Origin of the sequence: Paractinoplanes deccanensis (assembly GCF_016862115.1) — a bacterium.
In the GTDB taxonomy this organism is placed as follows: Bacteria; Actinomycetota; Actinomycetes; order Mycobacteriales; family Micromonosporaceae; genus Actinoplanes; species Actinoplanes deccanensis.
The window spans coordinates 33,297-50,060 of record NZ_BOMI01000026.1; the positions used below are offsets into that span (position 1 = coordinate 33,297).

Here is a 16,764-nt window from a genome sequence, read left to right on the forward strand (position 1 = left end):
CATGACCGACGCCGTGTCCCCGCAAGCCGTGCGCGCCGAGCGGGCGTTCACCGTCGACGCCGTGGCGGAGTCGCTCGCGCGCCGGATCAGCGACGGCGAGTTCGAGATGGGTGCCTGGATCCGCCAGGCCAAGCTCGCCGAGGAGTACGGCGTCAGCCGTACCCCGGCGACGCTGGCGCTGAGCCGCCTGGAGGCGCTCGGCGTGGTGGAGCGCATCGCCAACCGCGGGTTCCGGGTCCGGCTGCCGAGCGCGCGCGACGTGGCCGAGGTGATCGAGGTGCGCGGCCTGCTCGAGGGCCACGCGGCCTACCTGGCGGCGCAGCGCGCCTCTGCGGAGCAGCTCGGCCGGCTCCACCGGGCCGTCGAGCAGTTCCGCGAGGTCGTGTCGGGACTGCGGGCCGGGCGCTCGGAGGAGTGGGCCCGCGCCCGCTGGCACGCCGCGAACGCGCTGTTCCACGCGACGGTGTTCGAGGCGGCGGGCAACGGGCAGCTGACCACCTCGTCCGAGCTGCTGCACCATCGCCTGCCGCGCAACACCTCGTGGTCGGCGATGCAGGGCGACGTGCGCCTGCTGTCGCAGAACGCCAACGAGCACGAGGCGATCGCGCTGGCGATCGAGCTGCACGACGGCGCGCGTGCACGCAATCTCGCGTTCGCTCACCTGGAGACCGCTCGTGACCTGATGGTCGCGCGCCTCCAGGAACTGGCGTGACGGCGATTTAACCCCGCAGTAACCCGTCTCATGGGGCGCAGCCTCACCATTGATTGCATGCAATCGCAATGGAGAGGAACGCTGCGATGACCGATCCCGACATCACCTCCGCCCCCGGCGACAAGCTTCTGTTCGAGAACGACCGCGTCCGCGTCTGGGCGATGACCCTCGCGGGCGACGGCGGCATGTACGACTTCCACCAGCACCACCACGACCACGTCGTCATCTGGCCGGACGCCGGCACCGCGCAGGCCCAGCAACTCGGCGACGACGACTGGGGCCTGACCCAGCAGGCCGAACCCGGCTTCGTGCTCTTCAAGACGGTCGGCACCGGCGAGCCCCTGACCCCGCACCGCATCCGCAACGCCGGGCCCGCGACCGTCACGCACTACATCGTCGAGCTGCTGGAGCCCTCGCCGTCGGCGGAGCAGCGGGACTGGCAGTGGAACGAGAACGGCCGCATCCTCGGCCTGGGCGAGTGAGGCGCGGGTGACCAGCGAACCCACCATCGCCGCCCCGGCCACCGCGGTCGCGCTGCGGCCCGACAGCATCGGCGTGGCCGGAATGGTCTTCATGATCGTGGCCGCCACCGCCCCGCTGACCGCCCTCGCCACCAACATCGCCGTGAGCCTCGGCCACGGCGTGGGCGTCGGCACGGTCGGGCTCTTCGTCGCCGTCGCGGCCGTCCTGGCGGTCTTCGCGGCCGGCTATCTCCTGCTCGCCCGCTACGTGCGCAGCGCGGGCGGGCAGGCCGCCTTCGTCAGTTTCGGGCTGGGCCGCCCGGCGGGCACCGCGACCGCCTTCATCGCCACCGTCGCCTACAACGCCGCCGCCGCGGGCATGTCCGCGGCGGCCGGCTTCTACGCCTCCCTGGCCGTGGAGCAGTATCTCGGCGCGCGCGTCCCGTGGTACGTGTTCACCGTCGTCACCCTCGCGCTGCTCGCGCTGCTCGGCATGCGTGGCCTGCGCACCGCCGAGCGGGTCACGATCGTCTCGTCGTTGCTCCAGTTCGTCTTCGTGGCCGCTCTCGCCGTCGCGGTGGCGGTGCAGCGGCCCGAGGGCTGGCAGCTCACCCCGCTGCGGCCGGACCAGGCGTTCACCGGCAATCTCGCGCTGAGCCTGGTCTTCATCCTGCTCAGCTTCGGCGGGTTCGAGACCTCGACCATCTATTCCGAGGAGGCGCGCGGCGGGCAGCGCGGTATCGCGATCGCCACGTACGTCTCGCTGGCGTTGCTCGCCGCGGTCTTCGTGATCTCCACCTGGACGCTGGTGGCCGCACACCCCGACATCACCGGCGTCGCCGCAGCCGATCCGGGGGCGATCGTCAGCGCCACCGGCAGCGCCTACCTGGGAGAGTGGGCCGGCGGCGTGATCCTGCTGCTCATCACGGTGAGCTTCTTCGGCGCGGCGATCGCCTTCCACAACATGGCGGCGCGGTACCAGTTCGCGCTGGCCCGCGCCCGCCTGCTGCCGCGTGTGCTGACCCGCACGCACGGCGAGCACGCGTCGCCGTACGTCTCCTCGCTGGTCCAGGTGGCGATCTCGGTGCTGCTGCTCGCGCCCTTCGTGACGCTCCGCGCCGACGTCTTCACGACGCTCTTCCCGGCGATCTCCGGCATCACGGCGCTGTCGCTGGTGACCATGATGGTCGCCGCCTCGGTCAGCGTCGTGGTGGCCCGCGCCCGGGGCCGCATCGCGGGCGGCTGGTTCGCCTCGCGGGCCGCGCCGGCCGTCTCGGCGCTCGTGCTCGGTGCCATCGGCCTGCTGATCGTGCTCAACTACAGCGCCGTGACCGGCAGCGACGCGGCGGTCTTCGCCGTGATGCCACTGATCCCCGCGGCGGCCGCGGTCTACGGGGCGGTCCGGCAGAGCCGCCGCCCTGGCAGCCCCGGTGTCGAGGGATACCTCGAGAGCTAGCCGGTCGCGGCGGCCGTGAACGGGGTGCAGCCCGTCCACGGCCGCCGCCGTCATGCCGCGCCCGCCGGCACCACGTACCGGTCGGGGCGGTGGTTGAGGGCGATGACCGCGTTGAGCACCACCGCGCCGAGGGCCGAGGCCAGCACGACCGGCGGTGACGTCACCAGCGCCGAGCCGGCGATCACACCGGTGTCGAAGGCGAGCAGCACCCATCCGGCCCGCACGCCGAACCGGTCCTGCGCGAGCAGGGCGATGACGTTGAACCCACCGAGGCTGGAGCCATGACGGAAGAGCACCAGGATGCCGGTGCCGGCCAGCAGGTTGCCGGCCAGCAGGGCGACGACCGGATGCGGGCTGACCGGGCCGAGCAGCGCCGGACCGTGCGCCGACAGCACCGGCACCACCGCGATGCCGGCCGCCGACAACACCGTGAACCGCGGCCCGCGCGAGCGTGCCGCCAGCGCGAGGAAGGGCAGGTTCACCGCGGCGAAGAGAAGGCCGAACGGCATCGGGAAGGCGTAGCTGAGCAGCAGCGACAGCCCGGCCGTCCCGCCGGTGACCAACCCGGCGCGCGACAGCAGGTAGACGCCCGTGGCGGCCAGCACCGTGCCGGTCACCATGGCGAGAGCGTCCTCGGCCGCCGAGTGCCGCCGAACGGCGCTCATCGCGGCCGCACCCCGGACAGCGCCGCGAGGGCGCGGTCGTTCATCTCCGGCGTGCCGATCGTCAGCCGCACACCCTCGCCCGGGAACACCCGCGTGAGCACGCCGCTCTCGCGCAGCCGGTCGCCGATCGGCGCGGCCCGGCCCGGGTCCGCGAGCCAGACGAAATTCGCGTACGACCGGGGAACGCGCCAGCCGTGCTCCCGCAGCAACCGGTGAACCCGCTCGCGTTCCGCGACGACGGCCGCCACCCGCGCGGCGAGCTCGTCCCCCGCGCGCAGCGAGGCGAGCGCGGCGAGCTGGGCGAGCGCGGTCACGCCGAACGGCAGGAACACCCGGCGCAACGCGTCCGCGACGTCGGCGGGGGCCACCGCGTAGCCGACGCGCAGGCCGGCGAGGCCGTACGCCTTGCTGAACGTGCGCACCAGGACCAGGTTGGCGTGCCGGGCGAGCAGGCCGATCGTCTCGTCGCCCGCGCCGGTGAACTCGAGGTACGCCTCGTCGAGCACGACCAGCACGTGCGGGGGCACCGCCGCGACGAACTCCGCGATCGCCTCGCGCGCCGGCATCGTCCCGGTCGGGTTGTTCGGCAGGCACAGCAGCACGATCTTGGTGGCGGGCCCGATCGCCGACCGCGTCGCGGCCAGGTCGATCCCGCCGGCGGCGTCGAGGGGGACGGCAACGGCGGTCGCACCGCAGGCGCCGGCGAGGATCGGGTACGCCTCGAACGAGCGCCACGGGAACACGATCTCGTCACCGGCCCGCGCGAAGGCGGTGAAGATCTGCTGGAGCACCCCGACGCTGCCCGTGCCCACGACGATCCGCTCCGGCCGCACGCCCAGCCGGGTGCCCAGCTCGGCGCGCAACTGCCCCGAGTGCATCTCCGGGTACCGGTGCAGCCGCGCGCTGCCGTCGATCACCGCCTGCCGCACGGACGGCAGCGGGTCGAACGGCGACTCGTTCGACGCGAGAAGCACCGCGTCCGGCGCCGGCGCGGGCGCGGCCGTGACGTAGCGCGGCAGCGCCTCGACGTGCTCGAGCGCCCGCGGCGCCGGCGCGCTCGCCGTCGTCACCGAAGAATTGAATGCAATCATGCGGAGAGGATCACGGCGCCCGCGGCGCCGGCGCAACCTCCGCCCGATTCGCTTGACCGATTGCCCGGAACGCGAGGAGAAACCGTGCCGTCCGACAACCCGTACCAGCTGGATCCGCTCGATGCGCGGATCCTGCTCGCCCTCGACGCCGACCCGGACGCCGGCGTGCTCGCCCTCGCGCGCACGCTCGGCATCTCGCGCAACACCATCGGCGCCCGGATGCGCCGCATGGCCGAGGCGCGGGCGCTGACCGCGCCCACCACCCGCGTGCGCCCCGAGGCCCTCGACCACCCGCTGATCGCCTTCGTGGCCATGACATTGCGCCAGCCCGCCCGCGCGCGGGCCTTCGAGGCGCTGCGGGACATCCCCAACGTCCTCGAGATCCACGCCACCACGGGCGACTTCGACATCATCGTGCGCATCGCCGCCCGCGACACCGACGACCTGTACGACGTCACGAACCGCCTCCTCGAGATCGACGGCGTGGAGCGCACGAACACGATGATCTCGATGCGCTGCGAGACGGCGTACCGGACGAGGCCGTTGATCCGCCGCCTCGCCCGAGCCTTCGCGGAGCCGGCGCGGCGCACAGGGCAGCGGGCGATCGCGCGGTCGTAGGGTGGGGGTGACAACCGAAGAAGGGACACATCGATGGCCAGGACCTGGTTCATCACCGGCACCTCGCGCGGCTTCGGCCGGGAGTGGGCCGAGGCGGCGCTCGAGCGGGGCGACCGGGTGGCGGCGACGGCGCGCACCAAGGGATCGCTCGACGAGCTCGTGCGGAAGTACGGGGACAGCGTGCTGGCGCTGCAGCTCGACGTCACCGACCGGCAGGCGGTGCTCGACGCGCTGAAGGCCGCGGACGATCACTTCGGGCGGCTCGACGTGATCGTCAACAACGCCGGGTACGGGCAGTTCGGCATGATCGAGGAGATCAGCGAGCAGGAGGCGCGGGCCCAGTTCGAGACGAACGTCTTCGGGGCGCTCTGGGTGACGCAGGGCGCGCTGCCGTACCTGCGCAAGGCCGGCGGCGGCAACATCATCCAGGTGTCGTCGATCGGCGGCATCTCGGCGTTCGCCAACATCGGCATCTACAACGCGTCGAAGTGGGCGCTCGAAGGGTTCAGCCAGGCGCTCGCGCAGGAGGTGGCGCTCTTCGGCGTCAAGGTCACGCTGGTGGAGCCGGGCGGCTTCAGCACGGACTGGGGCGGGTCGTCGGCGCAGCACGCGACGCAGCTTCCCGCGTACGAGCAAGTGCGTGCGCAGGCAGCGGAAGCCCGCAGCAAGCGGGTGGCGCACCCGGGCGACCCGCGGGCGACGCGCGGCGCGATCCTCAAGATCGTGGATGCGGAGAAGCCGCCGCTGCGGGTCTTCTTCGGCACGGCGCCGATCGGCATCGCCACCGCCGACTACGAGTCGCGCCTCGCCGAGTGGCGCGAGTGGCAGCACCTCGCGGTCGAGGCGCAGGGCTAACTCGGCTGCGCGTCCCAGTGCTCCTGCAGGAGCGCCTCCAGGCGCTCCGCGGGCATCGGGCGGCCCAGCAGGTCGCCCTGGACCAGATGGCAGCCGGCGGCCTCGGCGGTGGCCAGGTCCGAGGCGTCGCCGACGCCATGGGCGATGACCTCCATGCCCAGGCGGCGGCCCAGGGTCACGGCGACGTCCATCACCGCGGGCTCGGTGAAGACCTCCCGGTCGATCTTCAGCAGGTCGGCCGGGAGGATGCGCAGGCGGCTCAGCGAGGTGGGGCCGGTGCCGAAGTTGTCGATCGCCGTCCGGACACCCTCGGCCCGCAGCCGGCCCAGGTGGGCCGCGAGCTCGCCGACGCCGGGGCTGCGCACGTCGTCCTCGGAGATCTCCACGACCAGCGCCGAGTGGGGCAGGCCGTGATCCTCCAGCGCCGTGTGCAGGCTCGCCTGGAAGGCGGGGTCGAGCAGCTGGCGCGGGCGCACGCCGACGGCCAGCCAGAGGCCCTCGTGCCGGCGCCGCCAGTCCGCGAGCAGGCGGCACGAGGTCTGCAGCACCCGGTGACCGATCTTCGCCAGGATGCCGAGCTCGTCCGCCAGGTCGAGCAGCTCGCTCACCGGCACCGGGCCGAGCGTCGGATGCCGCCACGCCGGCACCACCTCGACACCGGCCGGGCGGCGGTCGCGCGGGTCGGCGATGACCTGGAAGAGCAGGTCGATGTCGGCGCCGGGCAGGTCCTGCTCCAGCGTCGACCGGCGCATCAGGCGGGTCTCCATCTCGGCGTCGTACCACTCGACGGCGCCCGGCGGCTCCGCCCGCACCGACCGCAGGGCCAGCTGAGACCGGCGCAGCACCTCGTCGGCGGGCTCGTCACCGGTCAGGTCGGCGAGGCCCGCCCAGGCGGACAGGTGCGACACGGTGTCGGCCGTCGTGTAGGGCGCGGACAGCGCGTTGACGAGCTGACCGGCGAGCAGATGGGCCCGTACGGCGCCGCGGTGGGTCAGCACGGCGAACCGGGTCTCGCCCACCCGCGCCGCGACGTCGGCGGCGGCCACCCGGCCGCGGAGCCGGCGCGCGGCCTCGACGAGGACCGACTCGGCGAGCTCGCGCCCGTGCACGTCGCCGACGGCGGTGAGCCCGCCCAGCTCGACGACGATCATCGCGGCCGCGTCGGGCATCAGCTCGGCGGCGCGCAGCAGGCCCTCGCGGTTGGCCAGGCCGGTCTGCGCGTCGAGGTGGGTGGCCTGGCGGAGCGCCCGCTCCAGGGTGCGCACGTTGGTGACGTCGCGGAGGTGCACCACCAGCGTGTGCCCGGGCTCCGCCGGGTCGGCGCCGCTCGTGGTCCACTCGGTCTCCCGTCCGTCGTGGCGGTCCCGGGGGCGCACCACGATGCTTTCCTCGACGGCCGTGGGGTCGGTCATCCGGGCCACCAGGTAGGCGTGGACCTCGTCGACCTGCTCGGGGTCGACCAGGACCGACACCGAGCGGCCGAGCGCCGGCCCGAACCACCGGACCGCGGCCGGTGACTGCCAGCGCACCGCCAGGTTCTCGTCGAGCACCACGGCGACGTCCGAGGCGCCGTACATGAGCGACCGCAGCCGGTTGCCCTGATCGGCGAGGTGACCGGCCTGCCGGTGCAGGGCGACGGCCGACACCCACTCGCGTGTCGCCACCGCGGCCACCCCCAGCGAGCCCAGCATGATCGCCGTCGCGTCCACCCGGCCGCCGTTGAGCAGGTGATACACGGTGATCAGCGCCGACCCGAGGAGGGGCAGCGTCAGCAGCGGCAGGGTCGCGGCGGGCTCGCTGCCGGGCGGCGGCATGGCGCTGTCGTCGGGGGAGAGGCGCACGGAGGCGTACCAGAGCAGGCCGGCGGCCACGTCGATCGCGACGGCGGCGACCACGGCCGCGATCGCCGCGTTCGTCTTGCCGGGGAAGTCCAGGGCGATGACCAGCGCACCCATCCCGACGAGCAGCAGCGCCGCGGCGGGCCCGCACCATTGGAGAGCCGCCTTGTGCCGTACGGCGTGCACGCCCGCGACCCCGACCGTGGTGGCCGCGGCACCGCCGAAGATCAGCGCGGTGATCGCGGCACCGCGCCGCTCGCCGCCGTTGCTGAACAGCAGAAGCCAGGACGAGAACATCAGGCACGCCCAGACGCCGAGGACGTCGAGGCCGGCGCGCAGCCGGGCGAGCCCGCTGCGGCGCTGCTGCGGGCGCAGGATCGCCGGTACGAAGAGGAGGGCCACCAGGAAGAGGGCGACCAGCGTGATCTCGGCGGGCAGCGGGACGCCGTCGACGAGCACGCCGGGCGCCACCGCCGAGGCGATCGCGCCGCCCGCGCCGGCCAGCGCGGCGAGCCCGATGCCGGCGGCCAGGGCGAGGGTGCGGGGACGCGAACCGGCCGCGCTGCCCCGGAAGGCGGCGCGCGCCATCGCGACGGCGGCCACGCCGGAGGCAGCCGTCAGCAAGCCCGCCACGCTCCCCACGGGGAACCTGCCGAACGCGGCGACATGAGCGATCACCACGACCAGCGCGGGCACGATCAGCCGGAGAGGGGTTCCGCCTGCCATGATGCAGAACCAACGAGGGACCGCCGGGCGCGGTTACGGCCGGGGAGAGAAAATGGCAACGATCGACCGTGTCGAGGTGCTCGTGACGTCGCCGGGCCGCAACTTCGTGACACTGCGGATCACCACGTCGGACGGCGTGACCGGGCTCGGCGACGCGACGCTGAACGGGCGGGAGCTGGCCGTGGCGTCGTACCTGGAGGATCATGTGGCGCCGCTGCTGATCGGCCGCGACCCGGCGCGCATCGAGGACACGTGGCAATACCTCTACAAGGGCGCGTACTGGCGGCGCGGCCCGGTGACGATGACGGCGATCGCGGCGGTCGACGTGGCGCTCTGGGACATCAAGGGCAAGGTCGCCGGGCTGCCGGTCTACGAGCTGCTCGGCGGGCGTTCCCGCGACGGCGTGCTGGTCTACTGCCACGCGAGCGGCGAGGACGTTGCCGCTCTGCTCGACGACGTGGCGGCGTACCGGGAGAGGGGTTTCAAGGCCATCCGGGCGCAGGCGGCGGTGCCGGGCCTCAGCGGCACGTACGGGGTCCGCAAGGGCGCCTACTACGAGCCGGCGGCGACCGCACTGCCCGAGGAGCAGCAGTGGAGCACCTCGTCCTACCTGGACTTCGCACCCTTCTACCTGGCGAAGGTGCGCGAGAAGTTCGGCTTCGGCCTGCACCTGCTGCACGACGTGCACCACCGGCTCACCCCGATCGAGGCGGCCCGGTTCGGCAAGAGCGTCGAGGAGCTGCGCCTGTTCTGGATGGAGGACCCGACGCCCGCCGAGAACCAGGAGGCGTTCCGCCTGATCCGCCGGCACACCACCACCCCGATCGCGACCGGCGAGGTGCTGAGCTCGGTGTGGGACGTCAAGCAGCTCATCACCGAGCAGTTGATCGACTACGTGCGCACGACGGCGGTCCACGCGGGCGGCATCACGCACCTGCGGCGCATCTTCGACCTGGCCGCCCTCTACCAGATCCGCACGGGCTCGCACGGCGCGAGCGACCTGTCCCCGGTGACGGTCGCCGCGGCGGTGGCGGTGGACATCGCGGTGCCCAACTTCGGCATCCAGGAGCACATGGGCCACACCCCCGAGACGTACGAGGTCTTCCACGGCACCCCGCGCCTCGAGAACGGCATGCTGTATCCGTCCGACGCCCCCGGCCTGGGCATCACGTACGACGACGAGGCCGCCGCCCGGTTCCCGTACGAGCCGAGGTACCTGCCGGTCGCCCGGGCCCTCGACGGCTCCATGCACGACTGGTAGGACGACTGAGGTGGCCCGTCATCCGTGGCGGGTCCCGCCGACCGGGAAGAGGTGTGCGATGACCGGGCCGATTTTGCCTGTGGTGGTTCTGGACGACGCGGAGCAGGCCGTGCCGCTCGGGGTGGCGCTGCGGGCGGGCGGCATCAACACCGTCGAGATCACGCTGCGCACCGCGGCGGGGCTCGACGGCATCCGGCGGGCCCGGCAGGTCGACGGGCTGCGGGTGGGCGCGGGCTCGGTGCTCACACCGCAGCATGTCGACCAGGTCGCGGAGGCCGGGGCGCAGTTCGTCGTGTGCCCGGGACTCTCGGTGGCGGTCGTCGAGCGGGCCAGGGAGCGCGGCCTCGACGTGCTGCCGGGCGTGGCGACGCCGTCGGAGCTGATGGCGGCCGTGGCGCTCGGGCTCGACGAGGTGAAGCTCTTCCCGGCCGGACTGCTGGGCGGCCCGGCCTACATCGAGGCGTTGTCGGCGCCGTTCCCGGGCATGCGCTTCGTGCCCTCCGGCGGCGTCAGCCAGAAGACGTTGCCCGACTATCTGGGGCTGGCATCCGTGCGAACGGTCAGCGGCTCGTGGATGGTGGCGCGCAACCTGCTCGCCGAGGAGGACTGGGCGGAGGTCACCGCCCTGTCGGCGGAGGCGGTCACGCTCGCCCGCGATCTGCGCTAGGCGACCGGCTGCGCTCGGCCGCGGACCAGGGGCAGGAAGATCTCGTCGACGATCTCGACCAGGACCTCGTCGGGGACGGCGGGGATGCCCCGCAGCGCGTACTCGCCGCGCAGCAAGGTCATGGGCAGCGACGCCACGCGGGGGTGCACCGACTCGGCGGGGGCCTCGCCGCGGGCGACCGCGCGGGCCAGCAGGGTGAACCAGGCGGCGCTCATGGCACTGGCGCCCGCCTGCGCGCGCAGCAGGTCGAGCAGCGCGGGCTCGTCGGCGGCGGCCGCCAGCAGGTCGCGGAGGATGGCGCCGCGGGGCGAGGACCAGGTGGCGTTGGCCTGGCGCAGCAGCTCCAGGGCGTCGCCGCGGAGGCTGCCGGTGTCGGGCGTGGGGGTGCGGGCGTCGGCCACATATTTGTACGCCGCCACGCCCAGCGCGGCCCGCTGCGGCCACCGGCGGTAGATCGCGTTCTTGTTCGTGCCAGCGCGCCGGGCCACCCGATCCATGGTCATGGCGGCGTACCCGTTGGCCTCCAGCTCGTCGGCGGCCGCGCGCAGGATCGCCCGCTCCAGTTCCGCTCCCCGCCGCCGCTGTGCTGCCACGGTACGCATCGTACCTTAATCGGGGTAGGCTCCGGAGCATGCGTGCTTGGGGCGTCACCTACGACACCGGCTTCACCAACGTCGGCACCACCACACACGAGCCGTTCGACTCCCGCGTCGTCGCCGAGGACATGCGGATCATCCGCGAGGAGCTGCACGCCGACGCCGTCCGCGTCACCGGCGGGGTGGCCGATCGCCTGGAGATCGCGGCTCGGCACGCGGCGGCCGTCGGGCTCGAGGTGTGGTACTGCCCGTTCACCAACGACCTGACCGTCGAAGAACTCGAAGCGTTCCTGCTGGACGCGGCCGAACGGGCCGAGCGGATCCGGCGCGAGGGCGCGACGGTCCGGTTCCTCACCGGCTCGGAGATCAGCCTGATGACGATCGGGCTCATGCCCGGCGACAGCCTGACCGAGCGCTCGGCGGTTCTCGCCGACCCCGCGCGGACCCGCGAGATCCTGCCCGGCGTGCAGCGGCGGACCAACGAGCTGCTGGCCCGGGCCGCGGCCGGCGCGCGCCGCCGCTTCGGCGGGTTGATAGGGTACGCTTCGCTCCCTCTGGAGGCGGTCGACTGGGCGCCGTTCGACTTCATCGCGACCGACGCCGGGTACCGCGACGCCACCAACGCCGCAGCGCTGCCCGCGAGCCTCGCCGCGCTGAGGGCACAGGGCAAGCCGGTCGCCGTCACCGAGTTCGGTTGCGCTCCCTTCACCGGCGCCGCCGCCCGGGGCAGCCGCAGCGACATCATCGGGTACGACGAGCGCACCGCGCGGGCCGTCCGGCTCACCGAGACCGTCGAGCGCAACGAGGCGGAACAGGCCGCCTACCTGCGCGAGCTCCTCGACCTCTACGAGGCGGGCGGCGTGGACACGGCGTTCGTCTACACGTTCGCCTGCCGCCACCTGCCCACTTCCGACGACCCCGAGCGCGACTTCGACCGGGGCAGCTTCGGCATCGTCAAGGTCCTTCCCCGCGGCCGCACGGGCACCGCCTACCCGGGGATGCCGTGGGAGCCCAAGGCCGCCTTCCACACCCTCGCCGAGTACGGCCGCGCCCGCGCCATCAAGGCGTCAAAATGACCGCACCATCACCATGGGCACCGCCACATGGTCCGGCAAGGTGAGCGGTCCGGCAGATCGGGCCTACGCGTGCACGGCCGGCGCCAGCAGGCTCGGCGCGCCCGTCGCCGGGGCCAAGGCCGTCGTCGCCGGGCGGATGGTGCCGTCGACGAAGATGGCGTACCAGAGGCAGAAGATGGCTACCGTCCACACCTTGCGGGAGTTGTCGGCGTGGCCCGCGCGGTGCTCGGCGAGCAGCTTGCGGGCGTAGTCCAGGTCGAGCAGGTGGCGGGCGCCCGAGCCGGCGAGCAGGCCGTCCACCCAGTCGCCGATGGAGCCCTTGAGCCAGAGCCGGGTCGGGGTGGGGAAGCCCAGCTTGCGGCGGTCGCGGACCGACTCCGGCACGATGCCGCGCATCGCCTCGCGGAGGGCGTGCTTGGTGACCCGGCTGTGCGGGGGCAGCTTCAGCTCGGTCGGCAGGCCGGCTGCCGCCGCGTACACGATCGGGTCGAGGAAGGGCACTCGCAGCTCGAGCGAATGGGCCATCGACATGCGGTCGGCCTTGGCCAGGATGTCGCCGGGCAGCCAGGTGTGCAGGTCCACGTACTGCATGGACGCCACGTCGTCCACGTCGGCCGTCTCCGCGTACAGGTGGGAGGTTATCGCCGTGTGGGGTTCGGCCGTGAAACGCAGGAGCTCGGCCTTCTCCGCGGGGGTGAAGATGCGGGCGTTGCCGTAGTAGCGCTCCTCGATCGGCGTGGTGCCGCGGTCGAGGAAGCTGCGGCCGCGCATGCCCTCGGGCATCGCGTGGGACAGGCCGCGCAGGCCGCGCTTGAGGCCGGCGGGGAGCCGCTCGACGTTCGCCAGCGACATCGGCTCGCGGTAGATGGTGTAGCCGCCGAACAGCTCGTCGGAGCCCTCGCCGGACAGCACCACGGTGACATAGCGCGACGCGGTCTGTGCCAGGAAGTACAGCGGGATCAGCGACGGGTCGGCCACCGGGTCGTCGAGCAGGTAGATGATGCGGGGCAGCTCGCGGATCACGTCGTCCTCGCTGACCACGGTGGGAGTCAGCTTCACGCCGAGCTGGTCGGCCGTGTCCTGGGCGATCTCGATCTCGGAGTAGCCCTCGGTGCCGAAGCCGGCCGTGAAGACGTGCAGGTCGGGCTTCTTCTCGCGGGCCAGCGCCACGATCGCCGACGAGTCGACGCCGCTGGACAGGAACGCGCCGACCGGCACCTCGGCGTGCAGGTGCTTGTGCACGCTGTCGCGCAGCGCGTCCCGGATGGCCGCCTGGGCGTCCTCGGCCTTCGTGGCGAGCGGGCGCAGCGACGGGCGGAAGTAACGCTCGGTTCGCACGCCGCCGCCGGCGGTCCAGGCGAGCCGGTGGCCGGGCGGGAGCCGCCGCACCTGGCGGTGCAGGGTCAGCGGGTCCGGCACGTACTGGAAGGTCAGGTAGTGCGCGAGCGCGTCGGTGTCGAGGGCGGCGCGGCTGTTGCCGCTGAACGGCAGCAGCGCCTTGCGCTCGCTGGCCAGGAACAGGCCGTCGACGGTCTCGAGCAGGTAGAGCGGCTTGATGCCGAACGGGTCGCGCGCCGCGTGCAGGGTGCCGGTCCACTGGTCGTACGCCACGAAAGCGAACATGCCGCGCAGCCGGGGCAGCGCCGCCGGGCCCCAGAAGTGGAAGGCCGCGGCGAGCACCTCGCTGTCACCCTCGGTCGCGAACGTGGCGCCGTGCTCGCGGATGAGCTCGTCGCGCAGCTCCCGGTAGTTGTAGATCTCGCCGTTGAACACGACGGTCCACCGGTCGCGGTAGTGCACCGGCTGCTGCGCCTCGGCCCGGTCGATGATGGCCAGGCGCTTGAAGCCGAACGCGGCGCCGTCGGCGAACTCGACCTGGGTGTCGTCGGGGCCGCGGTGGTGCATCGACTCGAGCGCCGCGGCGAACGCGGCCGCCGAGGTCTCGTCCGGCGCCCCCGCGGCCGGACGGCTGCTCACGAACACGCTGAGCCCACACATGACGTACCTCCCCTGTCGGTCCGGGAAAGGTAGGGCGCTTCCTGTGAAGAACTTGTGGCCTCATCGCAATCGGTCGGGACCTTCACATGAACCCAACATTCGTCGTCGAAAGTTGCCCCGCTCGGTCAGAATCGGCCCGTGACAGCACGTATCCTCGTGGCCGACGACGACCCGAAGCACGCCCAGCTCATCCGCCTCTATCTCGAGCGGGAGGGCCATCAGGTGATCACGGTGGGTGATGGCCGGTCGGCCCTGGACGTCGCCCGTACGCGCAAGCCCGATCTGCTCGTGCTCGACGTGATGATGCCGCTGGTCGACGGGCTGGACGTCTGCCGCATCCTGCGCGCCGAGTCGAACGTGGCGATCTTGCTGGTCACGGCCCGGTCCTCGGAGAACGACATGCTGCTCGGGCTGGACATCGGCGCGGACGACTACATGGCCAAGCCGGTGAGCCCGCGCGAGCTGACCGCCCGCGTCCGCGCGCTGCTGCGGCGCGCCGGCTCCTCGGACGAGGGCCCGCTGCGGGTGGGTGACCTCGAGGTGGACGCGGGCCGCTTCGAGGTGCGCATGCGCGGCGACACGGTCACGCTCACCGCCAAGGAGTTCGCGATCCTGGAGCTGCTGGCCAAGGAGCCGGGCCGCGTCTTCACCCGCGCCCAGATCATCGACAAGGCGTTCGGCTTCGAGCACGACGTCTCGGAGCGCACGGTCGACGCGCACATCGTCAACCTGCGCCGCAAGATCGAGAAGAATCCGGCCGATCCGCTCTACGTGCAGACCGTCTACGGCCGGGGATATCGGATGGCCGAGCATTGAGCTTCCGGGTCCGCATCTTCCTGCTGGTCATGCTGGTGGCGCTCAGCGCCATCGGCGCGACCGCGTGGCTGACCCTCAACCTGGCCTCCCGCGAGGTGTCCGACGCCCTCGAGGCGCAGAGCCGGCACCGTGCCGAGATCGTGGAGCAGATCCAGCGGTACGGGCTGAGGCACGGCAACTGGCCCGGCGTCAACCGCCTGGTGACCCAGCTGTCCGACAGCACCCACCTGCACATCCAGTTGCAGACCGCCGAGGGGCAGGTGCTGGTCGACTCGGACACCGAGGCGCACCGGACCGCCGGCGCCGTGCAGGCCATCGGGTACGACATCAACCCGCGGCCCGCCCCGGGGGAGCTCTACCCCGCGCCGGCGGCGACCCCGGGGCCGTCGGCCGGGCCGGCGCGCGCGAGCCCGTCGTCGGTGATCCGGCCGGGGCTCGACCTCGTTCCCCGGGACCTGTACGGCCCGGCCCCCACCGACGTGCTGTACGGCAGCCGGGCGGCGCTGGCGGTCCGGCAGGCCGCGCAGTATCGCACCGGCCTGGTCTACGTGCGCTGCCTCCACGCGAGCCTCGGCGCCGAGCCGGCCCTCGGCCTCGACCAGGCGCCGTACCTGACCCCGCAGCAGCGGGCACTGTCGCCCACGTGCCTCGAACAGGCCACGGCCAAGGTGCTCGGCGACAAGGCGTGGTTCACGAGCTACTGGGACTACCTGGACAACTGCATCGGCGCGCCCCGCCGTCTGGTGGGTGATCCGCTGGGCAGCAAGTGCATCGAGGCCGCGTACGCCGACACGGTGGTCACCAGCTCGGCGGTGCCGCTACGGCTGCACCTCGGCGCCCGGGGCACCGTCGACATCGCCGACTTCGGCCGCCCGGCCCTGATCGGGGCCGCCGGCCTGGTCGTCGTGGCGCTCATCGGCACGTTCCTGATCGCCCGGCAGGTCAGCCGCCCGGTCCGGCGGCTCACCGGCGCGTCGCAGATGCTCGCCGCGGGCATGCTCGACGTGCGGGTGCGCATCAAGGGCGAGAGTGAGCTGGCCCGGCTGGCCGCCTCGTTCAACAGCATGGCGAGCGCGCTGGAGCTGAGCGAGGAGCGTCAGCGGCGGCTGATCGCGGACGTCGCGCACGAGATGCGTACCCCGCTGTCGAACCTGCGCGGCTATCTCGAGGCGCTCTCGGACGGCGTGGTGGACCCCAGCCCGGAGCTGTTCGCCTCGCTGCACGAGGAGACCCTGCTGCAGGGGCGCATCCTCGACGACCTTCAGGTGCTCGCGCTGGCCGAGGCCGGCGACCTGGGATACACCCGGACGCCGGCCGACCTGGCCGAGCTCGCCTCGGCCGCCGTGACCGCCCACCGGGCCCGCGCCGCCGAGGCGGGCCTCGAGCTCGTCCTGGAGGCGCCCGCGCCGGTCTGGGTGGAGGCCGACCAGGACAGGCTGCGCCAGGTGCTCGGCAACCTGCTGAGCAACGCGATCCGCTACACCGACCGCGACGGGCGCGTGGTGGTGCGCGTGGGCCGCGAGGACGGCGAGGCGGTGCTGACCGTGCGCGACACCGGCGTGGGCATCGCGGCCGGCGACCTGCCCCACGTCTTCGAGCGGTTCTGGCGGGCCGACCCGGCCCGGCAGCGCGCCACCGGCGGCACCGGGCTGGGCCTGACCATCGCCCACCGCATCGTCACCGATCACGGCGGGCGCATCGAGGTGGCCAGTCAACCCCACATGGGCACGACCTTCACGGTACGGTTGCCCGCGCTCAGCGGTCCCGGTCGGAGCTGATGTCCTCGGCGTAGGTCGCCCCGCCGTCCGACTCCTTGGTCAGCGGGCGGGCGCCGCCCTCCGGCGGGCCGGCGATGGACTGCTCGCCGGCCGCCAGCTCGGGGAACTTCGCGTCGAACGCCGGACGCTCCGAGCGGATGCGCGGCATGT

At 73.0% G+C, this 16,764-nt stretch carries 15 protein-coding genes; 10 read left to right on the forward strand and 5 right to left on the reverse strand.

Features of this window, described 5'->3' with window-relative positions:
• Position 1 precedes the first annotated feature (1 nt).
• From Ade02nite_RS08350 to Ade02nite_RS08360, 3 genes are all read left to right on the forward strand, one after another.
• On the forward strand, positions 2 to 712 hold the full coding sequence (locus Ade02nite_RS08350; protein ID WP_203760966.1) for a GntR family transcriptional regulator: 711 nt from the start codon (positions 2 to 4) through the stop codon (positions 710 to 712).
• Between the two features lie 86 nt (positions 713 to 798).
• Positions 799 to 1,194, forward strand: a complete 396-nt coding sequence (locus tag Ade02nite_RS08355; RefSeq protein WP_203760967.1) for a hypothetical protein — start codon at positions 799 to 801, stop codon at positions 1,192 to 1,194.
• A gap of 7 nt (positions 1,195 to 1,201) precedes the next feature.
• On the forward strand, positions 1,202 to 2,629 hold the full coding sequence (locus Ade02nite_RS08360) for an APC family permease (RefSeq protein ID WP_203760968.1): 1,428 nt from the start codon (positions 1,202 to 1,204) through the stop codon (positions 2,627 to 2,629).
• Positions 2,630 to 2,679: 50 nt separating this feature from the next.
• Here Ade02nite_RS08360 and Ade02nite_RS08365 read toward each other — a convergent pair whose 3' ends face one another.
• Both Ade02nite_RS08365 and hisC read right to left on the reverse strand, forming a co-directional pair.
• Positions 2,680 to 3,294 (reverse strand): YitT family protein, encoded by a 615-nt coding sequence (locus tag Ade02nite_RS08365; protein WP_203760969.1) that lies wholly within the window; start codon positions 3,292 to 3,294, stop codon positions 2,680 to 2,682.
• Positions 3,291 to 4,385 (reverse strand): histidinol-phosphate transaminase, encoded by a 1,095-nt coding sequence (gene hisC, locus Ade02nite_RS08370; protein ID WP_203760970.1) that lies wholly within the window; start codon positions 4,383 to 4,385, stop codon positions 3,291 to 3,293. Before hisC ends, Ade02nite_RS08365 begins: the two co-directional genes overlap by 4 nt.
• Before the next feature lie 84 nt (positions 4,386 to 4,469).
• On the opposite strand from hisC, the gene Ade02nite_RS08375 reads away from it, so the two are divergent.
• Positions 4,470 to 5,003: an Lrp/AsnC family transcriptional regulator gene (locus tag Ade02nite_RS08375; RefSeq protein WP_203760971.1), complete on the forward strand. Its 534-nt coding sequence runs from the start codon at positions 4,470 to 4,472 to the stop codon at positions 5,001 to 5,003.
• Between the two features lie 33 nt (positions 5,004 to 5,036).
• Positions 5,037 to 5,858: an SDR family oxidoreductase gene (locus Ade02nite_RS08380; protein ID WP_203760972.1), complete on the forward strand. Its 822-nt coding sequence runs from the start codon at positions 5,037 to 5,039 to the stop codon at positions 5,856 to 5,858.
• Here the strand turns inward: Ade02nite_RS08380 and Ade02nite_RS08385 are convergent.
• Entirely contained in the window at positions 5,855 to 8,422 is a 2,568-nt protein-coding gene (locus Ade02nite_RS08385; RefSeq protein WP_203760973.1) for a GGDEF domain-containing phosphodiesterase, read from the reverse strand. The two genes, Ade02nite_RS08380 and Ade02nite_RS08385, sit on opposite strands and share 4 nt — an antisense overlap.
• A 52-nt stretch (positions 8,423 to 8,474) precedes the next feature.
• On the opposite strand from Ade02nite_RS08385, the gene manD reads away from it, so the two are divergent.
• Together manD and eda are read left to right on the forward strand one after the other, a co-directional pair.
• A complete protein-coding gene (gene manD / locus Ade02nite_RS08390) occupies positions 8,475 to 9,683 on the forward strand; it encodes a D-mannonate dehydratase ManD (RefSeq protein ID WP_203760974.1) in 1,209 nt (402 codons plus the stop codon).
• Between the two features lie 58 nt (positions 9,684 to 9,741).
• Positions 9,742 to 10,350 (forward strand): bifunctional 4-hydroxy-2-oxoglutarate aldolase/2-dehydro-3-deoxy-phosphogluconate aldolase, encoded by a 609-nt coding sequence (gene eda / locus Ade02nite_RS08395; RefSeq protein WP_203760975.1) that lies wholly within the window; start codon positions 9,742 to 9,744, stop codon positions 10,348 to 10,350.
• Here the strand turns inward: eda and Ade02nite_RS08400 are convergent.
• Positions 10,347 to 10,943, reverse strand: a complete 597-nt coding sequence (locus Ade02nite_RS08400; RefSeq protein ID WP_239168629.1) for a TetR/AcrR family transcriptional regulator — start codon at positions 10,941 to 10,943, stop codon at positions 10,347 to 10,349. The genes eda and Ade02nite_RS08400 overlap by 4 nt on opposite strands.
• 38 nt (positions 10,944 to 10,981) lie before the next feature.
• Here Ade02nite_RS08400 and Ade02nite_RS08405 point away from each other — a divergent pair, with 38 nt between their 5' ends.
• Positions 10,982 to 12,022 carry a hypothetical protein gene (locus tag Ade02nite_RS08405; protein WP_203760977.1) on the forward strand — a complete coding sequence of 347 codons (1,041 nt, stop codon included), beginning with the start codon at positions 10,982 to 10,984 and terminating at the stop codon, positions 12,020 to 12,022.
• A gap of 63 nt (positions 12,023 to 12,085) precedes the next feature.
• Here the strand turns inward: Ade02nite_RS08405 and asnB are convergent, their stop codons facing one another.
• On the reverse strand, positions 12,086 to 14,020 hold the full coding sequence (gene asnB / locus Ade02nite_RS08410; protein ID WP_275409890.1) for an asparagine synthase (glutamine-hydrolyzing): 1,935 nt from the start codon (positions 14,018 to 14,020) through the stop codon (positions 12,086 to 12,088).
• A gap of 138 nt (positions 14,021 to 14,158) precedes the next feature.
• Between asnB and Ade02nite_RS08415 the strand changes: the two genes are divergently transcribed.
• Positions 14,159 to 14,836 carry a response regulator transcription factor gene (locus Ade02nite_RS08415; protein WP_203760979.1) on the forward strand — a complete coding sequence of 226 codons (678 nt, stop codon included), beginning with the start codon at positions 14,159 to 14,161 and terminating at the stop codon, positions 14,834 to 14,836.
• Positions 14,833 to 16,614 carry a sensor histidine kinase gene (locus Ade02nite_RS08420; RefSeq protein WP_203760980.1) on the forward strand — a complete coding sequence of 594 codons (1,782 nt, stop codon included), beginning with the start codon at positions 14,833 to 14,835 and terminating at the stop codon, positions 16,612 to 16,614. The genes Ade02nite_RS08415 and Ade02nite_RS08420 overlap by 4 nt, the downstream gene beginning before the upstream one ends.
• Positions 16,615 to 16,764 lie beyond the last annotated feature (150 nt).